We start from the raw sequence: 18,242 nt of genomic DNA, 5'->3' as shown, positions 1-18,242 counted from the left end.
TCAACAATCTTGGCACCCTGTCCATTTTGAGGTCCGACATGACTGTAAACACTTTTTTCTCCGCAGATCTGCTGCTGGCCTATACGGCGTATCTCGTCGGCACGGCGAGTCCCGGGCCGAGCAATCTCGCGATCATGTCCATAGCGGCCAATCATGGTAGGAAAGCGGCGCTGGTGTTTGCGATTGGTGTCATTTCGGGATCGATGTTTTGGGCGACGGTGGCAACACTAGGCGTGTCCGCTGCCCTCATCGCATGGTCTCAATTCATTATTGCGGTCAAGATTGCCGGGGGAATATACCTCCTGTGGCTCGCCTTCAAAGCGGGACGTACCGCTCTTTCTGACGTAGATGCGTCCTCACTGAAGGCGGAACGGACGCAGACGTTGACGAGCTTCTATGCGCGTGGAGCGTTGCTGCATCTCACCAATCCAAAGGCCATCCTCGTGTGGGTTTCGATTGTCGCGCTGTCGTCGAACGTTTCGGGCTCTGTCCATGGTGCTGTAGTTCCTGGCTGCGCAGTCATTGGATGCCTAGTGTTCGGCGGTTACGCTCTCCTGTTTTCCATGGACTCGGCGCGCCGGCTGTACGTGCGGACCCGTCGGGCAATGGAAGGATGCCTCGCCATCGCATTCGGGATTGTAGGAATCAGGCTTCTGGTATCGCGTGTCTAAATTAGATCGGGACGGGAACGGGCCTCAGCGTTATGTGAGACGCCTGGAAGCCGACCGGTCTAAAGACTCTCTCGCCCGCCACGCCGAGCCGCCTGTAGAGGGCTGACAGGTCATTGAATACCGACTTGCGAGCAGGCGTCCCCGTCTCCAGTTCATCGCGCTTCCAGCCGCGCATCGACGTGGTCGACGAAGGGCAGGTACTGCGTGTGACCGCCGAGCTGCCCGGAATGGAGCGCGAAGACATCGACGTAAGCGTCGAGGATGGAGCGCTCGTGTTGCGCGGCGAGAAAAACAGGACGTTCGCAGCGAGGAAGACGGCTGCTACCGGCTGGAGCGCGCCTATGGAAGCTTCGTGCGCACGATCCCGATGCCGGAAAACGCCGACCCCGATCACACCCTCGCGAAGTTCGCCAACGGCGTACTGACGTTGACCGTACCGAAATCGGAGCCGTCGCGATCGACGAGCCGCACGCCCGATATTGACTGGTGGCAGGCAGTTCCCCGTAGCGGATGGATATCAGGCGAAACGGGTCGTTAGCTCAGTTGGTAGAGCAGCGGACTTTTAATCCGCGGGGTACTGGTTCGAATCCAGTACGGCCTACCCCGACCACACGTGCTGGCGGTGGCGCAGGTGAAGACGGCAAACCGTCAGGCATTGCCGCCTCAGGCCGCAGGCGAATCATTACCTGCGGTCAGGCGCGATTCAGCGCATCCTTGAACGCCTTGCCGGAGGTGAACCTGACGGTCTTCGCGGCCGGGATCTGCATTTCTGCGCCGGTTGCCGGATTGCGTCCGACGCGAGCGGCACGCGCGCCGATCGAAAACGAACCGAACCCGATCAGCTGGACAGCATCGCCTTTCTTGACCGCCGCCATGATGGTTCCGGTGAAGGCCTCGACCGTCTTCAGGGCCGCCGCCCTGCTTTGGCCAGTTGCTCCGGCGACGGCGTCCACGAGTCCCTGTTTGTTCATGGCTGACTCTCTCGTGAAGTTGCAATCGCGCCACCCTACCCTGTTGGCGCGCTTTTGTGCAGGCGGTCCCTGAGCCCGCGCCCTCGCCCTTGCCGCAGGTATCCTTCACAAGGTTGCCCGCACACCAATTCTTGACAATGCGTTTGCGAAAACGTGCGCGCAAACAGCACTCTTAAGATAAGTTTTCTTGCACTAAACCGCTGACGCGGTAGGGGTGGAGAGCCAGAGCTTATAGCCGACGTTCATCAGAGGTGGTAGTCGGGCGCTGGATCGTGACCGAGGAGAAGTGGACACCTCCAGGAGCAATATATGGATGCCCAACCGGGCTTCAACATTGTTTCCAGGAGGTTCCCATGACGCCATTGCGTCAACGCATGTTAACCGACATGCAGATCAGAAATCTCGCTGAGAATACTCAGCGATCCTATCTTCTTCAGGTTTCAAGCTTCGCCCGGCACTTCCGCCGTTCGCCCGAGTTACTGGGTCCCGAGGAGATACGGGCCTGGCTCATCTATCTTCGGGAAGAGCGCAAGCTAGCGCCCGCCAGTCTCCACCCAACGATCGGTGCACTGCGCTTCCTCTACCGCGTGACGCTCAAACGCGACTGGAGCGACGAGGACTTTCCATTGCCGAAGAAGCCGTTGAGACTCCCCGTCATCCTGAGCCTCGATGAGGTAACAACCTTTTTCGACGCTATTCCCAGCCTGAGGTACCGTGCCATTCTGATGACCGCATATGCCGCCGGTCTTCGAATTTCAGAAGTGGCGCACCTGAAGACCACCGATATTGACAGCCGGCGCATGGTCATCCGCGTGAACCAGGGGAAAAACCGTAGGGATCGATTCGTGATGCTCTCACCACGGCTGCTCGAGATCCTGCGAACGTACTGGCTCAATGCTCACCCTCGCGACTGGCTTTTTCCCGGCGACATCCCCGGACACCCGATTACCACTGCCGCGATCTGGCAGGCATGCAACAAGGCACGGCAGCGCAGCGGCGTCCAGAAGCCGATTACGCCGCATGTGCTGAGGCACGCGTTCGCCACTCATCTGCTCGAAGCCGGTACTGACGTGCGCAAGATCCAACTGCTCATGGGCCATAGGTCCCTTGCCACCACTTCGCGGTATTACCGACAGTAGATCGTTATGTAGAGTAGCAACGTCAAACGCATCGTGAGAAGGCATCAGGTTTGAACAACTGCACATAAAATTTCATGATGGGCTCCTGGCGGCCATCGGGATCGCCTTTGTGAGGAGCTCGATCATGGAGAAGTCAACCCATCAAGTTTCAAGCCACCTGCCGTTGCAGCAGTTCGTTGCTGGTGCCGTGGGCGAACTGGAGAGGCTTCATTACAGCAGACGAACGCTCGCGCGCTATCGCGCAGTCTGGCGACATCTCATCGCGTTTTGTCACGAGATGAGCCTGGAAGATCAGTATTCGTACGAGCTGGCTGAACAGTTTCGCACTGCGTATCATATGTATGAGGGTGAGTGCCTGAACTCACGGCAGGGGTGGCGACGGCATATCGTGTTTGCCCTCAAGGTTCTGGAGGATTTTGCGCGTGACGGACACATTGAGCGTACCGTCACCGACATGCAGAAGATCCAGGTCCCGGCGCCCATGAGCACGACATTGCGCGACTATGAACTGTACTGTCGAGATCGTCGTCATCTTCGCACAACGACCCTTCGCGAGCGGATGCGGGAGATCGCGATATTCGCGGATTTCCTTGGTTCAAGGAATATCACGTTTTTTGACCAGATGCAGCCGGCCGATCTCTGCGCATTTGTGACCTCGCAACATCGCCTGGCGGCCAAGTCCGTCTCACGGATCGTTTCCGATGTGCGTGGTTTTCTGCGCTTTCTTCTGCTGCGAGGAATTCTGCAGCAGGATCTCAGCCATGTATTGCCGGTGGTCCACGTTCCCCGCGATGCGACTGTTCCATCGGTCTGGGATCCGGAACTTGTGATCAGGTTGCTCGAAGTCGTCGATAGAACCTCGCCCAAAGGCAAGCGCGATTACGCGATCCTTCTGCTTGCCTGTCGCCTCGGATTGAGAGCGAGCGACATTCGGACACTAACCATCGACGATCTGAAGTGGGAAACGGCCACAATAGAGGTTAAGCAGTCGAAGACCCTCGCACCTCTTTGTTTGCCATTACCGGAAGAAGTCGGCGAAGCCCTGATTGACGATCTGAGATCGGGCCGTCCTCAATCGGGTCATCGAGAAGTGTTTCTCACGTTGAATGCGCCTTTCCAACCCTTCTGGGAGGCTACTAACCTGCATCACATCGTCAAGCATTGGAAGGCCCTCGCCGGGATTCGTTTCCGGACTCCACAACGCCATGGTTTGCACTCGCTACGCCACACACTCGCGACACGACTGCTTCATGAACAGACGCCGTTTCAAGTCATCAGCGACATCCTGGGGCATGCGACGACGGCCTCGACGTTGATCTACGCGAAGACCGACGTGGAAACCCTGCGCACTGCCGCGTTGAACACCGAGGAGATGCGCCATGTCTAGTAGCGCATTCAAGGGGCAGTTCCGGAGCGTTGTCGGCTCACTTATGGAACAGTTCGTCCAAGAGAAACGGGCGTGTGGTTATCGATATGATGAGCAAGCCCGCTTGCTGGCATGCTTTGACCGCTTCCTGAGCGATGAAGCGCTATCCGAATGCGTGCTGCCGCGCTCGATCAGCCGCAAGTGGCTCGCCAAACAGCCCCACGAGAGTAAGAGCACCCACGATCATCGTATCTGCGCAGTTCGCCAATTTTCCCTGTTCATGTGCCGGCTGGGATATTCTGCTGACGTGCCGGATCGATCGCTGACGGCAAAGCGCTCTGACAGTTTCTCGCCACGCATTCTGACCCACGCCGAGATTCAGCGGCTGTTCCAGGCGGCTGACCAGCTTACACCGACCGCACGATCCCCAATGCGGCATCTCATTATGCCGGAAGTGCTCCGGCTCCTGTATGGCTGCGGCCTGAGGGTGGGCGAGGTGCTGCACCTGCGCGTGGCCGACGTTGACCTTGTTCGGGGAATCCTGACGGTGCGTGAGGGCAAATTTCGAAAGGACAGGCTCGTTCCCCCAGCCTTGCCCCTGGTACAGCGCCTTCGAACCTACGCGCAAGTCATGGGCGATCGCCCGTCCGATGCCTACTTCTTCCCTTCGCCATCCGACGGCCCGTTGAGCCACCCAGCCGTCTACTGGCTGTACCGGGAGCTGCTGTTGCGCTGCGGGGTCCCGCATGCCGGCAGGGGCAAGGGGCCGCGCTTACATGATCTGAGACATGTTTTTGCCGTCCATGCGTTGCTGCGGTGGTGCCAGGAGGGAGCCGACCTCAATGCGAAGCTCCCGGTGCTGGCGACCTACATGGGCCATCGCTCCCTCGCTGGAACGCAGCGCTATTTGCATCTGATCGCCGAGCTGTTTCCGGAGATCACGGCGCGCACCAGCGCTGCCTTCGGTGATGTCATCCCGCGGAGGAACGGATCATGAAACCGACGGATTTCTCCGTGCTCGTGACCAGCTTCCTGACGCACCATCTGGCCGCACAGCGCAACCTAAGCCCCAACACGATCAAGGCCTATCGCGACGTGTTCACCCTGCTGCTGCGATTCTGTCGAGACGTGCAGGGAATCGCACTGGAGCGTCTGTCTCTGGCACAGATCGACGTACCGCTGGTCGAGGCATTCCTTGATCACCTGGCCAATGACCGGCACGTTTCGGTCAGCACACTGAATCATCGTCTCGCGGCGTTGCACGCGTTCTTCCGATACGTACAATCGGAAGAACCCGAGCGCCTGCTCCAGTGTCAGCAGATCCTCGCGATCCCGCTACGGCGACAGCCGCGCGCCAGTGTCGGTTACCTCTCCAAGGAATACCTTGCACAGCTTCTCGCACAACCGGACCTGCATACGTCTGAGGGCCGCCGGGATGCAGTGATGTTGAGCGTACTTTATGATACCGGTGCCCGGGTACAGGAGTTGATTGACCTGAACGCCGGGGACGTGCGCGTGGATCCTCCATCGCAGGTGCGGCTCATGGGAAAGGGCCGAAAGCTGCGCGCCGTGCCCCTGATGGACTCGACCGTCGAACTGCTACGCCAGTATCGACGCGATAACAACCTCGATCGCCCTGAACATGCCGACAAACCGCTCTTCCAGAACCGGCAAGGCACACGGTTATCGCGCTCGGGTGTGCGTTATCTTCTGCAAAAGTATGTGATTCCTGTACGGCGAAGTCACCCCGAATTCACGCAGCGGGTGAGTCCTCACAGCCTGAGGCACACAAAGGGAATGCACCTGCTGCAAAGTGGCGTCCCGCTCGAGATCATCCGCGACTTCCTGGGGCACGTCGATGTGAAGACAACTGAGATCTATGCTCGCGCAAATCTTGAGATGAAGCGCAAGGCTCTCGAGAAAGCCACCGACGGTGCACCGCTTCCAAAGTTCCCATCCTGGCAGCAGAACAAAACGCTGCTCGAATGGCTGCATTCGCTGTAGGACTGCGGAGGTTACGCACGCCGTTTTTTGGAATGCGGGCCTCCACATCCTGCCCAAACTTTTATGTAGAGTTCCGACGACGGGAAACCTTTGCTATCGCGAGCGGGATTCAACACTGCACATAACAACTTTCGGCCGGTAATATCGCAAATGTGCTGCAGCACATTTGCGCTACCTTACCGTGGCCACGAGCACCGTGTGCTCCACAACCAGCCCCTTCGACCTGCTTCCGCACCCCGCACCCATTCCGTCTGCGCCCGCTGTGCCAGAGGACGTCTGAACGCAGTCATGCGACCGGCGATCGAAGTGGCGGACATCTTCCGCCGCTGCGGCCCTCAGCATCGGCAAACCCATGCCGAAGGGCTCAGTCGTGCCCAGCGTCGCGTGATGAGCGCCATCGAACTGTGTCGTACCGCCGCGCTCGGCGCCCATCTCGAGCAGTGCAATACGTGCTCACATCAGCGCATCACCTACAACTCGTGCCGGCATCGCGCCTGCCCGAAGTGCCAGTCGCTCGCCCGTGCGCAATGGCTCGAACGTCGGCGCGCGGAACTCCTCTCATCGGTCGAGTACTTCCATGTCGTCTTCACGCTTCCCGAATCCATCGCTGCGCTCGCCTTGCAGAACAAGAAGACGCTCTACGATCTGCTGTTTCGCGCCAGCGCCGAGACGCTGCGCACGATCGCCGCCGATCCGAAGCACCTGGGCGCCGAGATCGGCTTCATCACAATCCTGCATACGTGGGGCCAGAAGCTGCTGCATCATCCCCATGTGCATTGCGTTGTGCCAGGCGGTGGCATCGCCCCGGACGGCGAGCGCTGGATCGCCTGCCGTCCGGGCTTCTTCCTGCCCGTGCGGGTGCTCTCACGGCTCTTTCGCCGATTGTTTCTCGAACAGCTGGGCCGCGCGTTTGACGCCGGCGGGCTGCGCTTTCATGGCCAGCTTGAGTCGTTGCGTGACCCGCGAGCGTTCGCCGCCTGGCTCGCGCCCGCTGCTCACGTGGATTGGGTCGTCTACGCGAAACCACCGTTTGGTGGCGCCGAACACGTGCTCGACTACCTGGGCCGCTACACCCATCGCGTCGCCATCTCCAATAACCGGCTGCTTGCCTTCGACGAGCGCACCGTGCAGTTTCGCTGGAAGGACTACCGGCACGAGGCCAGGCAAAGGACCATGACGCTCACGGCCGACGAGTTCATTCGCCGCTTCCTGCTGCATGTGCTACCAGAGGGCTTCAAGCGCATCCGCAGCTACGGATGGATGGCCAACTGCCACCGGTCTGACAGGCTCGCTACGTGCCGGCAACTGCTCGGCGTCGAGGCTCCCGCCGCCGCGTCAGCCGAGCCCAGCGAAGACTACCGTGACTGCTACCAGCGACTGACCGGCAAGTCGCTGCGCGACTGTCCCGTGTGCGGCACGGGACACATGCTCCGTATTGAAAGTATGCCCGGTAGCCTCCCACGAGCCCCGCCAGGTTCCGTCCATGCCCACTAGTTGCCAATGCACCTGTTTCTGGACACGTTTGCCTATCCCGACGAGGCAAGCGCGGCTGCACTCGTACCTTCGATTCGTCGCAGCACCCGAATGGCACAAAACGTCAAAGCCTTTGCCTGCGGCTCACTACATTCGTGCGTCTCTCGCCACGCAGGCGTCACGCGATTGTGTCGAGCACAGGTGCGATAACCCACCACGGGCCTCGCAAATTACCGCAGCAGTCATTCAATGCCCATAGCGGTCACCGCCTGTGGAGCGGTTTAGCGCAAACGGTTTTTTAGTTACCGACCGCGGACTGATCTCAATCGGCCTAGTGATGCGCCTGTAGCCGCGATCGCTAACGAAAAAACGCTCTGCACTATATTAATAGCTCCCTATGCCCGCAACTCCTACCCTTCGCGGAGCGGGCTGTCCTTCCGCCCGGACAACCGACTCGTGTCGGACCCAAGACAGAAACTTTTGGCTACCCCAACGACCTCCTATGAGGAACAACAGTCCACGTACGTTAGAATTACGAAACCTCGCCGGGGAGGTCTATCGCCCCGCCAGCCAACACCACATTTTGTGACAGCACGACTTATCGCCGTTGAATTTAGTGGCCGAAATTGCGGAATCGGCTGTTTCCGGACCCGCTCGAAGGGCCGATGAAAGTCGAAAGTACGTGAAGGTCAGGCTTCGCTCTCTCATGAGCTCACGCGCCCGCCCGTCGCTGCGGAACTGCCTTTGATGTTCGGCCCGGTTGCCGGAGAGATCTGGCGGTTAGTTGCGTCTAGTCCCCTTTTGCCCATCGACAACGGTGAGCTTTTCCGGGATCTGACCGGGAATCCACCACATTCATAGCGTGGTTGATCAGGCCAACGACTTGCGGAACTCAACAATTCCGCTTTCCCTTTCCAAGCCGCGAGCTGGTACGCGGCATCAAATCCGTCATCGGCGGATCAATGCCCACCGGTCGTCGCGGCCCGGCTCATTGCTTCACGGTCACAGCAATCGAGCGCGAACGTCACACGCAACGGCTCGCCGTTGTCGCAGCTAAACTCGAAGCCCTCAGAACACCAACGCTGGTTGCTCTTCGCCACTGCAACCTTGCCGTCGTGTCGACGCTGCGGTCGTGGTGGAGAAGGCCGGCGTTGTAGCAGCAAGTCGTGAACAAGCATCACCCGGTACACACGTTTGGCGTTCACCGGAGCGACGCCCCGGCACTCCCGGTCACGGGGCAGCATGCCCCAGACACGGCGATAGCCATAGCTCGGCAAGTCGGCGACCGTCAGCCGAATCTCTTCCACCAAGCCTGCATCATCCGTCTTCCTTGCGCTGCGTCCATCCTGCCAGTCAGCAGAACGCGCAAGCCTTGCCGTCACGTTCGAGCGCGCTACACCGAGAACATCGCAGACCTGCTTCACTGCTCGTCCCCCGGCAATGAGGTTGAGCGCGCAATCCATTTTCGCGACTTCGCCACCTCCACCGCCTCACGGAGAATCTCGTTCTCCATGGTCTTTTTGCCGAGCAGTTGCTGGAGTTCCCTGATTTGCTTCAGCGCATCGCTCAGCTCCGACGCTGGTACGACTTCCTCGCCGGCACTGACAGCCGACAGGCTGCCATCCTGATACAGCTTGCGCCAGTGAAACGGCTGGTTCGGATTCACGCCGTGCTGGCGTGCAACCATCGAGACCGACTTGCCCGGCTCGAAACTCTCTCTCACCATCGCCAGCTTCTCTTCCGCTGACCACCGCCGCCGGCGTTCAGGTCCCATCAACACTTCCATCACTTCTTGTTTGTTGTTAGTCAAAAACACAGTCATATGCCTACCCGCTATTTTAAGTGGGAAACTGTGTCCGGCGATTCAGGGGGCCGCTCCATCAACCACCTGAAAACCTCCCGACTGCTCAGTGCCCACTTGAAGACGCTCGCATTTTGCGCCGATTCCGGCGGAGAAGCGGCCAGGCCTGTGGAGGCAAGGCTTGCGCAATCTTGTCGGCACGTATCGAGGTCGGGCCTTGCCACCACAGCGGTTCGCTCCTTTTGACCGCCAGCACAAATGGTTGCGTGCGCGACTCGAACCACAGCCGCAGGGGACGGTCACCGCCGTACACCTCGTCGCCGTTGACCCAGCCACAGGGCACCCCCGCACCCAGCGTCCGTTCCAGCATTCGGCTGGCAAGTTGGGGTTTTGTTGCGAATTCCATGGTGTCGGGCACGCCCGCCGCCCGGCAGCGACCACGATCATCGATCCAGCCCTGCGGCATGTATAGTTCCCGGTCGATAAATGCGCTGCCTCAGTTGCCCGCCTAGCACAGAAACACACCAATCTGGCTGTTCTCGATGCACCCTACCGTGCCGCTGTACTGGCGCTGCACTCCGGCGGAATATTCGCCCTTCTTGAGAAAACCCGTCTCATCCACAATCAGCACGGCGTCACGCTCGCCCAGTTGTTCAACGACGTAGTCGCGAAGGACATTGCGAGCCGCGTCAGGATCCCACTGCGCCCGCCCGAGGAGGTGCTGCACGCCATCGGGTGTGGCCTCGCCGATCCATTCTGCGAGTTGCCAGCCATTCTTGCGTTCGACCGTGCCCAGCAGACCTTCTAGATAGGCCAGCGAACGCTGTCGCGGCTCGGCGCGCCTGAACAGGCCAGCCAGTCTTTCATGCAATAGATCGATTTCATGTTCCCACGCTTTTGCGATCTCTTTCATAGTCCTGTACAAAGTAGTAGTACGAAATTAGTATAGGAAAAAATAAGTACGTCTGTAGTGCTAAGGTGGGCCCCGTACGTCTATGCGAGCGCCGCAGAACACTTGTCAAACTGGTCCTTCAGTTAGCATCGTAGCTTATACGGAGAAGCAAGGCCTCTCCCTTCCTTTGACTCGCGAGAACTTCACCGGTAGCTTGCCTCGGATTGTTTTATGCACGTTGCCACCGGTCGCTGCCATGCGTTGACTAGAAGTTGTGCTTCATCCTAACCATGAAGCCTGTCTGTCCTTGACCGGGAGCCGGGCTCGGCACCGGTTGCCGTGCTTCCGCTAACGGAGACCATCGCTTTTCCTTGGTTCCAGACGTGGCCGCCCATGAAATATACCGATGATAGTTTCGACAAGGAGTAGTTGATACGCCCCACAACCAACTCAGATCTGTCATCGCTGCCTTGTAGGAAAGCTTGCCCCTGCACGATAAACTGGAGGGCCGGCGTCACGAGATAACTGGCACCAAGATAAAACAAGTCGCTTTGATGGTCGGTCGCGCGACTAGCCTTCGAGCGATTGCCCAACACCTTCTAAGTACAGTTGCCATTTTTGTCTGCATCGGCGCGGACGTGTGCCCGAAACAGCGCCTCGCCAATCCTTGTGACCAAGCCAGCAACAAGCGCGTTCCCCATAAGCATTGCGCGCGCAACATCAGAGACCTTCGGACAAGCAGTAAATCCACGGGGAAAACCATTGAGTTCTTCCAACTCTTCCGGAGTCAAGCGCCGCAATAATCCGGATGCCTCACGTACTGCGTGCTTCGTCCGACTCGGGGTGACGCCGCCCTCGGAAGTGATTATCGTTCTGGATGGCAGGTCCAGTCGGTCTGGGAATAACATCGAGCCTTCTGTGTAGTCATACGCGAAGCCGTTTTTCTGACGAGGAATTCTTTTCGCCGCCTTTGCGGCCAGCCACTTTTCCTCATCGGCATTGCGGATATAGAACTCGCTCGGTACCGGTCCGGATTTGCGAACAACGTCCCCTAGCGTCAGTGCCTTGGGTGAGCCGGTGAATTCGCTGTAGTCATCGAAGATAGCCGCCTTTGCAGTACCCGTCCAGACAGCCCCATCTATCATTAGGCCAGCGTTCGAAAATCGGCTCTTTCCTGTTGAAAGTGAACGATACGACATCTGCTCCGAGAACGGCTCGGACTGCAAACTCAACGCCGGCCCAGATGCATCCATCTCATTTGCCAGTCTCCCGGAAAAGGCCCTAGTCAACACAGATTTCTCGAACCATGTGACCCCCGCAGATTCAACCTCGTGTGCCATTTTATTGAAAAGCGCGGTGCTGTTATGGTACGCGACCATGAAGGTCCGCCGACGTCGCTGCGCGAAGCCGTAATCGGCTGCATTGATGACTCGCCATTCGACTGCATAGCCCATGTTGTAAAGCGTCGATAGCACTACCGCGAAGTCGCGCCCTCGGCATACAGCTGGCGAGGAAATCAACCGGTCGACGTTCTCGAGTATCACGTATCGGACAAGCCGCTGGTCATCTATTCCCTGCTGGAGAAGTTCGGCGATGGACCACCACAGAACTCCCTTCTTTCCCTCGATTCCGCGAGATTTTGAAAGCGGCTTCGCAACAGAATAGTCCTGACAAGGGAAGCCACCAACCACAACATCGGGACAGGCATCGCGAATCGCCGCTCGGCCTTCTACGGAACTCAGAACCTTTGCAATGTCTTCATTGAGATGGACGTCCCCGTTCCAGCGAGCACGATAAACCTCACTCGCATGCTGTCGCTTCCGGCTGGGCTCCCACTGATTGCTCAAAACGACGGAAAATGGCTTTCCGTGAACCCGCTCGAGCCCGAGCCGAAAGCCACCAACGCCAGCGAAAAGCTCGACGACCTGTAGGGCCGGCTCCGAAAATGGACAAGAATTGACTGTAACCACCATTGCGCTCCAAAAGAAAGGTGGTCAGTCAAGAAACGTGTTTTATCCAGCTGTCGATAAAAGGCCGGATGCGCGAACAGCTTCCTTAAGAGGTGCCGTGGTGATGACGTCGGGCGTGGAGGTATTGTGAGCAGCTTGATGCGAAACTACGCTTGATTGAACAGCGAAGCGCGGCGCGCATTAGACCGCGCGCACAAGCAATTCGATGAAGGGGCAAAGTATTGCCACCGTCAGGCAAGACAGGCCGACGCGGTGCTTGATGCCCAGGTCCGCCGACGACGCGACTAAAATTGATATCGACGCGAGCCTGAAAGGCCCGCGCCGAATTACACGTGTGCCCTATAAAGGGAGTGAGTGGTCGGCACGCCCTCTACGGTCTGCCCGAAGCGTGAGTTACCGGGGGCTCATACATTGACGAATCCAATGTCCCGCGACCTTTGCCAACTGCGCTGGCATAGCATTGCCGAGCTGCCGCAGCGCTTGACTCGATGAACCTGCCGGTATGAACGTGTCTGGCATTCCCTGCAATCGGCAAGCCTCGCGGACAGTAAAATATCTTACGGCACCCATGCCGTCGACCAGCATATTCTCGCCCCCTGGGACGCCATGACACCCGGCTTTGAGAGCCTTGGCCGGCTCATCAATCGGACTCCCTGCGTGACCAGGATAGGCCTTCGCGCCCGCCCGATATTCGTGTCGCTGGGAACACTCTCTGAACGTCGATTCCCCGAGGCCGACGAATGCATCCCGGCAAGTCACCCACGGCAACCCCTCCGGCTCTATAAGGGTTCGGCTCAGTGCTCGAAAAACTGTCCGCTCAACGCGCGACGTTGGCCCACAAGCCGGACGCGACAAACCATGCCTGTCCCAGTAACGTCCGCCTATCCACTTGTCCCACACCAAACGTTCAACGCTGTGAGTGGCTGAGGGAAAAGGGACTAGCGACCCGCAGTCCCTGCGCACACCAGCAATTAGCACCCGTTCTCTCTTCTGTGGTGCGCCATAGTCCGCAGCATTTACGGCAATCACAGCAACCTGGTACTTATCACCGCGCTCGAAGCCGCTGCCGTCACCGCATCTCAGGCCGCCCAGAATTCGCGCCCGATATTCCGAGAAAGCTGGCCTCAATAGGCCCTTGACGTTCTCAAACAAGAACGCGGGTGGCTGCAGCGTTCGAACGGCACGAATCGCTTCCGGCCACATATCTCTGGGGTCGGTTTCGCCCGCTGCGCGTCCGCCCTTCGAGAACGGCTGGCATGGTGGACCACCGGCTACAAGGTCGACCGCATCAATGTCATTCCAATCGATTTCCCGAACATCCCCTTCTATCACACGGCGGGATTCCGCAACCTAATGACCCAGTAAATTGTTGCGCAAAGTGGTGCACGCGGTCGCATCCACTTCATTCACCCACCTGTGCCCGAAACCCGCTTGTGCCAACCCAGTGAGCATTCCACCACAGCCAGTGAACAACTCGCCACAAGTGAGGACATTGGCATCTTCCGGGACTGCATGTCCCGGGACCATCTCCTGCAAATACGAACGGACCATCATACGAGCCTTCAGTTGAAAGCTCGTGTAGCCGCTGTTTTTATCGCCCGAAACTCAGCCCGCTACGCTAGACCAATTCAGATGCGTCGCGGCCTACGACCCACCCTCCTGCGACGCAACTCCGCGACAACCGATTACCGAAGCTCGAGACGCGGCTACTTCGCGACGATCAAAGAAAAGACGCCGTCTTTACCCATCGGCAGACCGTCAAATCCGAATTCAAAATAAAATGTATAAATAGATGGATTTTTTCTCTTTAATCTACCAATTTATACATATGCGATTTATACGTTGCCTGATCAAAACAATAAGAATATCGTTCCGCTAAATCGACGCCGCACTCAGGCGTCGCAGCCAAACAAACGGTATCCCCGTGCCAGGGGAACAGTTAGACCAGGAATTTAGAACGATGAACTCACGGCCACAAACCATTCAAATCTTCCTGCCAAGCGGCGACCCGCGCGGCATTCGCATTGCTGAAATCACCACACGCATCGTCCAGGCCATTGATGTGCCGCGAAGCCGTGTCGCGGAATTCCTCGAAATGCGCGAGAGCGAGCGCCTGTCCGTGTACATCCTGGTTGGCGAGGCGGACGACGGTTCCGGCAAGCTCGCCTATATCGGGCAAACGGGTGACCTCCGCAAAAGGCTAGTCGCCCACAATAATGAAAAAGACTTTTGGCAGCGCGCTTTCATTATTTCAACCCGTACTGAAAGCCTGACTCAAACGCACGCGCTGTTTCTGGAAAACCTTCTGATTCAAGAGGCGCGGAACGCGGGCCGTTATCGCATTGACAACTGCAACGGCGGTAGCAAACCACATGTCCCTGCCCCTTTAGCCGCGGACTGTTACGAGATATTTGATACCGGTCGTACTCTCGTTGCCTCACTGGGTTTGCCGCTGTTTGAGCGATTTGGCAATCCTGCAGCAACAAAGGAGTCTGAAGATATCCTCTTCTGCAGACGAGCGAACACTTCCGCATCCGGCTACTATACGGACGAAGGCCTCGTCGTTCTCCGTGGCTCGATTGGGAAGGCCGACGTCAGTCGCGGATTTCAAAACCACTCGTTTGCCCGACTGCGTGAGGAGTTATTGCAGCAAAAGAAGATTTCCGTCCGCGACGGCGCACTTTACTTTGACGAAGACCTTCTGTTCACGTCGCCCAGCGGTGCGTCCGCCGTTGTCTGCGGGAGCGCGTGTAACGGCTGGCTCGATTGGAAAAACCAGCACGGGGTGACATTGCACGAACTCAAGCGAAGACAGGACGCCGACGCGTCACCGGCAACGTATCAACTGGCTGCATAACACGTTAGCCAAAACGGCAGGATAGATTTGGGCGGCGTGCGGTGCCATTACTGAGCTCTAGGTCGATATCAACAAGCACAATCTGTCAGCAAAGCCGCTGCTTTAGCGTACAATCCTAGCGAGCCCCTGGCTCGGTCACCGTAAAAAGGGCGGAAAGGGAGCGCCCTCGATACCTCGATTCCGGAGCAATCCATCAGAGCATGACGACTGACGTCGGCGATTCGACGAGACACTTGTGGTGTTCCGAGTGCAGAATCTCGCCTATCCGCTGAATCATCGGTACGACGAGCGCATTACCCATCAGTCGGGCTCGAGCGGCATCACTGACACCTTGAAGTTCTGTGAAGCCGCGCGGGAATCCGTTGAGAGTTTCCAATTCCTCCGGGGTGAGGCGTCGAAGCTGCCCTGAACCGTCTCGGATTGCGTGCTTTGTGCGCGATGGCGTAGTACCTCCTTCCGACGTAATGATTGTCCGACTTGGCCGGTCAAGCGAATCGGGAAAGCTCATCGCTCCCTCGGAATAGCTGTACTCAAAGCCATTTGCATTCCGGGGCGTAACTTTCGCCGCTTTCGCCTGAAGCCAGCGCGCCTCGTCCTCCGGCTTGATATAGAACCCAGACGGTACCGGTCCAGTCTGTCTGACGACATCACCCAGCGTGAGCGCGTCGTGGTGGCCCGTGAACTGCATAAAATCCTTGATGGTGGCAGCCTTCGCCGAGCAGGTATAAACAGCTCCGTCGAGCATCAAGCCAATATTACCAAAGCGCGTGCGCCCGTTCGAGAGAGGACGGTACGCCAGTTGCTCGTTCAGCGGCTCTGAGAGGACGGACAACGCGGACTGCACTGCTTCCGGAGCGTTCACCAAAGTACATGGAAATGCGCTGTATAGCAAAGTTTGCGTGAGCGGCGTTCGCCCTGACACCGACGCGGCCGTACGAAGCTTCCGGTAGATTCCCGTAGATTCGTGATATGCACAGATATAAATGCGCTTGCGACGCTGTGCGTGCCCGTATTCCGCCGCGTTGAGCACACGCCACTCAGCCGCGTAGCCCAACGCCTTGAGCGTCGACAAAATCACAGCAAAATCCCGCCCTCGACTGGCAGCAGGACTCGAAGTCAGACGGTCGACGTTTTCAAGCACCAAATACTGGACAGGGCGATTGTCGTCGTTCCGCTGCTGCAGGAGTTGTGCAATGGACCACCACAACGCACCCTTCTTGCCAGCAAGCCCTTGTGATTGCGATAGCGGTTTTGCGACTGAATAGTCCTGACACGGAAATCCGGCACAGATGACGTCAATCTTCGACTCTCGCACCCGTTCGCGCCCCTCTTCGGACGACAAGACCGACTGCATATCTTCATTGAGGTGAACTCCCTCTGCCCAGTGCTTCTGGTAGACCATGCTCGCGTGCTGGATCCGCGTCGACGGCTCCCACTGGCAACTTAGACTGAATTCGAACGGTGCTCCGTGGACTGACTCGAGCGCCAGACGGAATCCACCGACTCCGGAAAAGAGGTCAGCGGTATAAAGCTTTGAGGTGTTGCTTTGAGACATCCTGTTTCCCACTTCTGTTAGAGGAAACAGGTATTGCGATCAGTTTTAGCTCGGTCTCAGCTACGTCGCGGAGGTCGGAATGACGACGCGCCGTCTAAGAATTCTTAACCACGCACCGGTCATGACAACACGAGTATGCAGATTCTTAAACGAACAAAGAGCGACAATGAGTTAGCCTTCCGATAGGACAACACCCTGCACGGACCTGAATGAAGAATCTGTAATGAGTGGAGCGACGATTTTTTGATTTGTCGGCATAAGTTTGTCCAGAGAACAGCCACGCTCTTCGATGACTGTGGCATAGTGCGGCAATTAACCCTTGAAGAGATAACTATGGCAACTCTCGAAACCATTCGAGCGCGAATCGCAAACCTAGAAGCCCAAGCGGCATCGGTAGCTGCAAAGCAAAGTTCGGGTGTTCTCCAGAAAATTCACGACTTGATGGAAAGACACGGTCTTGTGATTGCTGACATCGAGGCACACCTCGGCAAGAAACGTGACCGCAAACCGAGCGTCCAATCCACGGATGCGCGCGGCGCCGTCGCGGCTAAATACCGCGACCCGAAGACCGGCGCAACGTGGTCAGGGCGCGGTCGTGCGCCAGCCTGGATTGCTAGCGCAAAGGATCGAACCAAATTTGAAGTCGTGGCCAGTTCTAGCGCTCCCGTCTCGAAGACAAAGGCGGTTGCCAAGGCTGGAAACTATGTGCGAGGCCCGCAACCGGCCCTGTACCGTGATCCTAAGAGCGGCACGACTTGGAGTGGTCGGGGCCGAGCGCCGGCGTGGATTGCGAATGCGAAGGACCGCGCCAAGTTTCTGATCGCGGATACTGCCGATTTGAGCACCATTTCTTCGACATCTGGAAAGGCACCGGCAAAGAAGGCTGCAGCTAAGAAAGTGTCCGCGAAGAAGACCGCAACACGGTCTGCGCCCGCAGAAAAGAAGTCCGTTCGCGCTGGCACGGCCTCTAAGAAGGTGACCGCGAAAAAGGTCGTCTCAAAAGCGGCAGCAAAGAACGTATCTGCCAAAAAGGCGACAACCAAGAGTGCACGGGTGAAGGACATTGAGACGGATGCCGCAGCACCAGCGGCGGTAGCAGAGCACATCAATGGCGCAGTGGCGGTGCCAACGGGAGCGTGACCGCCCTTCGGCGCAACAGCTATGCAATCGACCGCTACATCTCAGGGGTCGTGTCTGAGCTTTGAGATGCAGCGGTCGATTTGCTCTAGTCTTAACTGTTGAACCTAGGAATTGCCGAGCGGGAAAAAAGCGGCCGGCCGCTATGTGTCTTTCTGCGCCGCTTTTCGTTGCTTAAGCCGCCTGTCCCAATATTCTCTTCGCACTTGATGGAAGGAAGGCAAGCCCAGATAGATCTGCTGCGTCGAATCGGAAAGATTCAGTAGGTTGCGCGTAAGCTGATGGTCAGCAAAGCGGGCATGCACACCACCGAGTTCCTTCCATGTTTTGGAAAGCATGAAATCCATCGTCGGCTCATGCGATGTCAAAAGCAGCACCGGGTTTGTCGGCTCACCGTGGACATTCA

Annotated in this window: 13 protein-coding genes, 1 tRNA gene and 4 pseudogenes; 10 read left to right on the top strand and 8 right to left on the bottom strand. The window is 57.8% G+C overall.

The window, feature by feature from the left end:
- Positions 1–38 precede the first annotated feature (38 nt).
- From OKW26_RS17150 to OKW26_RS17140, 3 genes and pseudogenes are all read left to right on the top strand, one after another.
- Positions 39–671, top strand: a complete 633-nt coding sequence (locus OKW26_RS17150) for a LysE family translocator (protein ID WP_429354482.1) — start codon at positions 39–41, stop codon at positions 669–671.
- A gap of 149 nt (positions 672–820) precedes the next feature.
- Positions 821–1,209: pseudogene (locus OKW26_RS17145) on the top strand (Hsp20/alpha crystallin family protein); the annotation flags it as partial.
- Positions 1,200–1,272, top strand: a tRNA-Lys gene (locus tag OKW26_RS17140). The pseudogene OKW26_RS17145 and the gene OKW26_RS17140, both read left to right, overlap by 10 nt.
- Before the next feature lie 91 nt (positions 1,273–1,363).
- Here OKW26_RS17140 and OKW26_RS17135 read toward each other — a convergent pair.
- Positions 1,364–1,642, bottom strand: coding sequence for an HU family DNA-binding protein (locus OKW26_RS17135; protein ID WP_429354481.1), 279 nt, complete (start codon positions 1,640–1,642; stop codon positions 1,364–1,366).
- Between the two features lie 353 nt (positions 1,643–1,995).
- On the opposite strand from OKW26_RS17135, the gene OKW26_RS17130 reads away from it, so the two are divergent.
- From OKW26_RS17130 to OKW26_RS17110, 5 genes are all read left to right on the top strand, one after another.
- Positions 1,996–2,781 carry a tyrosine-type recombinase/integrase gene (locus tag OKW26_RS17130; RefSeq protein ID WP_429354480.1) on the top strand — a complete coding sequence of 262 codons (786 nt, stop codon included), beginning with the start codon at positions 1,996–1,998 and terminating at the stop codon, positions 2,779–2,781.
- A gap of 124 nt (positions 2,782–2,905) precedes the next feature.
- On the top strand, positions 2,906–4,168 hold the full coding sequence (locus tag OKW26_RS17125; RefSeq protein WP_429354479.1) for a site-specific integrase: 1,263 nt from the start codon (positions 2,906–2,908) through the stop codon (positions 4,166–4,168).
- Positions 4,161–5,144, top strand: a complete 984-nt coding sequence (locus OKW26_RS17120) for a tyrosine-type recombinase/integrase (protein ID WP_090812759.1) — start codon at positions 4,161–4,163, stop codon at positions 5,142–5,144. Before OKW26_RS17125 ends, OKW26_RS17120 begins: the two co-directional genes overlap by 8 nt.
- Positions 5,141–6,151 carry a site-specific integrase gene (locus OKW26_RS17115; RefSeq protein ID WP_187620106.1) on the top strand — a complete coding sequence of 337 codons (1,011 nt, stop codon included), beginning with the start codon at positions 5,141–5,143 and terminating at the stop codon, positions 6,149–6,151. The genes OKW26_RS17120 and OKW26_RS17115 overlap by 4 nt, the downstream gene beginning before the upstream one ends.
- Positions 6,152–6,439: 288 nt before the next feature.
- Complete coding sequence (locus OKW26_RS17110; RefSeq protein ID WP_429354478.1) at positions 6,440–7,645, top strand: IS91 family transposase; 1,206 nt, start codon at positions 6,440–6,442, stop codon at positions 7,643–7,645.
- Between the two features lie 941 nt (positions 7,646–8,586).
- Here OKW26_RS17110 and OKW26_RS17105 read toward each other — a convergent pair.
- From OKW26_RS17105 to OKW26_RS17085, 5 genes and pseudogenes are all read right to left on the bottom strand, one after another.
- Positions 8,587–9,410, bottom strand: a pseudogene (locus OKW26_RS17105) (transposase); the annotation flags it as partial.
- 135 nt (positions 9,411–9,545) lie between these two features.
- Positions 9,546–10,338, bottom strand: a pseudogene (locus OKW26_RS17100) (IS701 family transposase); the annotation flags it as partial.
- A 578-nt stretch (positions 10,339–10,916) separates the two neighbouring features.
- The gene (gene dcm, locus OKW26_RS17095; RefSeq protein WP_429354477.1) at positions 10,917–12,287 is read right to left on the bottom strand and encodes a DNA (cytosine-5-)-methyltransferase; all 1,371 of its coding nucleotides are present in this window, start codon (positions 12,285–12,287) and stop codon (positions 10,917–10,919) included.
- A 393-nt stretch (positions 12,288–12,680) separates the two neighbouring features.
- The gene (locus OKW26_RS17090; RefSeq protein WP_429355240.1) at positions 12,681–12,857 is read right to left on the bottom strand and encodes a DNA cytosine methyltransferase; all 177 of its coding nucleotides are present in this window, start codon (positions 12,855–12,857) and stop codon (positions 12,681–12,683) included.
- Between the two features lie 387 nt (positions 12,858–13,244).
- A pseudogene (locus tag OKW26_RS17085) lies at positions 13,245–13,814 on the bottom strand (DNA cytosine methyltransferase); the annotation flags it as partial.
- Between the two features lie 433 nt (positions 13,815–14,247).
- Here OKW26_RS17085 and OKW26_RS17080 point away from each other — a divergent pair.
- The gene (locus OKW26_RS17080) at positions 14,248–15,144 is read left to right on the top strand and encodes a GIY-YIG nuclease family protein (RefSeq protein ID WP_429354476.1); all 897 of its coding nucleotides are present in this window, start codon (positions 14,248–14,250) and stop codon (positions 15,142–15,144) included.
- Between the two features lie 193 nt (positions 15,145–15,337).
- Here the strand turns inward: OKW26_RS17080 and dcm (OKW26_RS17075) are convergent, their stop codons facing one another.
- Positions 15,338–16,699, bottom strand: coding sequence for a DNA (cytosine-5-)-methyltransferase (gene dcm, locus OKW26_RS17075; protein ID WP_429354475.1), 1,362 nt, complete (start codon positions 16,697–16,699; stop codon positions 15,338–15,340).
- A 333-nt stretch (positions 16,700–17,032) separates the two neighbouring features.
- On the opposite strand from dcm (OKW26_RS17075), the gene OKW26_RS17070 reads away from it, so the two are divergent.
- The gene (locus OKW26_RS17070; RefSeq protein ID WP_429354474.1) at positions 17,033–17,839 is read left to right on the top strand and encodes an H-NS family nucleoid-associated regulatory protein; all 807 of its coding nucleotides are present in this window, start codon (positions 17,033–17,035) and stop codon (positions 17,837–17,839) included.
- 140 nt (positions 17,840–17,979) lie between these two features.
- Here OKW26_RS17070 and OKW26_RS17065 read toward each other — a convergent pair whose 3' ends face one another.
- Positions 17,980–18,183, bottom strand: coding sequence for a hypothetical protein (locus OKW26_RS17065; RefSeq protein ID WP_429354473.1), 204 nt, complete (start codon positions 18,181–18,183; stop codon positions 17,980–17,982).
- Positions 18,184–18,242 lie beyond the last annotated feature (59 nt).

It is taken from the genome of Paraburkholderia sp. 32, assembly GCF_050435345.1.
Classification (GTDB): Bacteria; Pseudomonadota; Gammaproteobacteria; order Burkholderiales; family Burkholderiaceae; genus Paraburkholderia; species Paraburkholderia tuberum.
The sequence above is the reverse complement of the archived record's forward strand: the minus strand, read 5'-3'. Positions and strand labels throughout refer to the sequence as shown.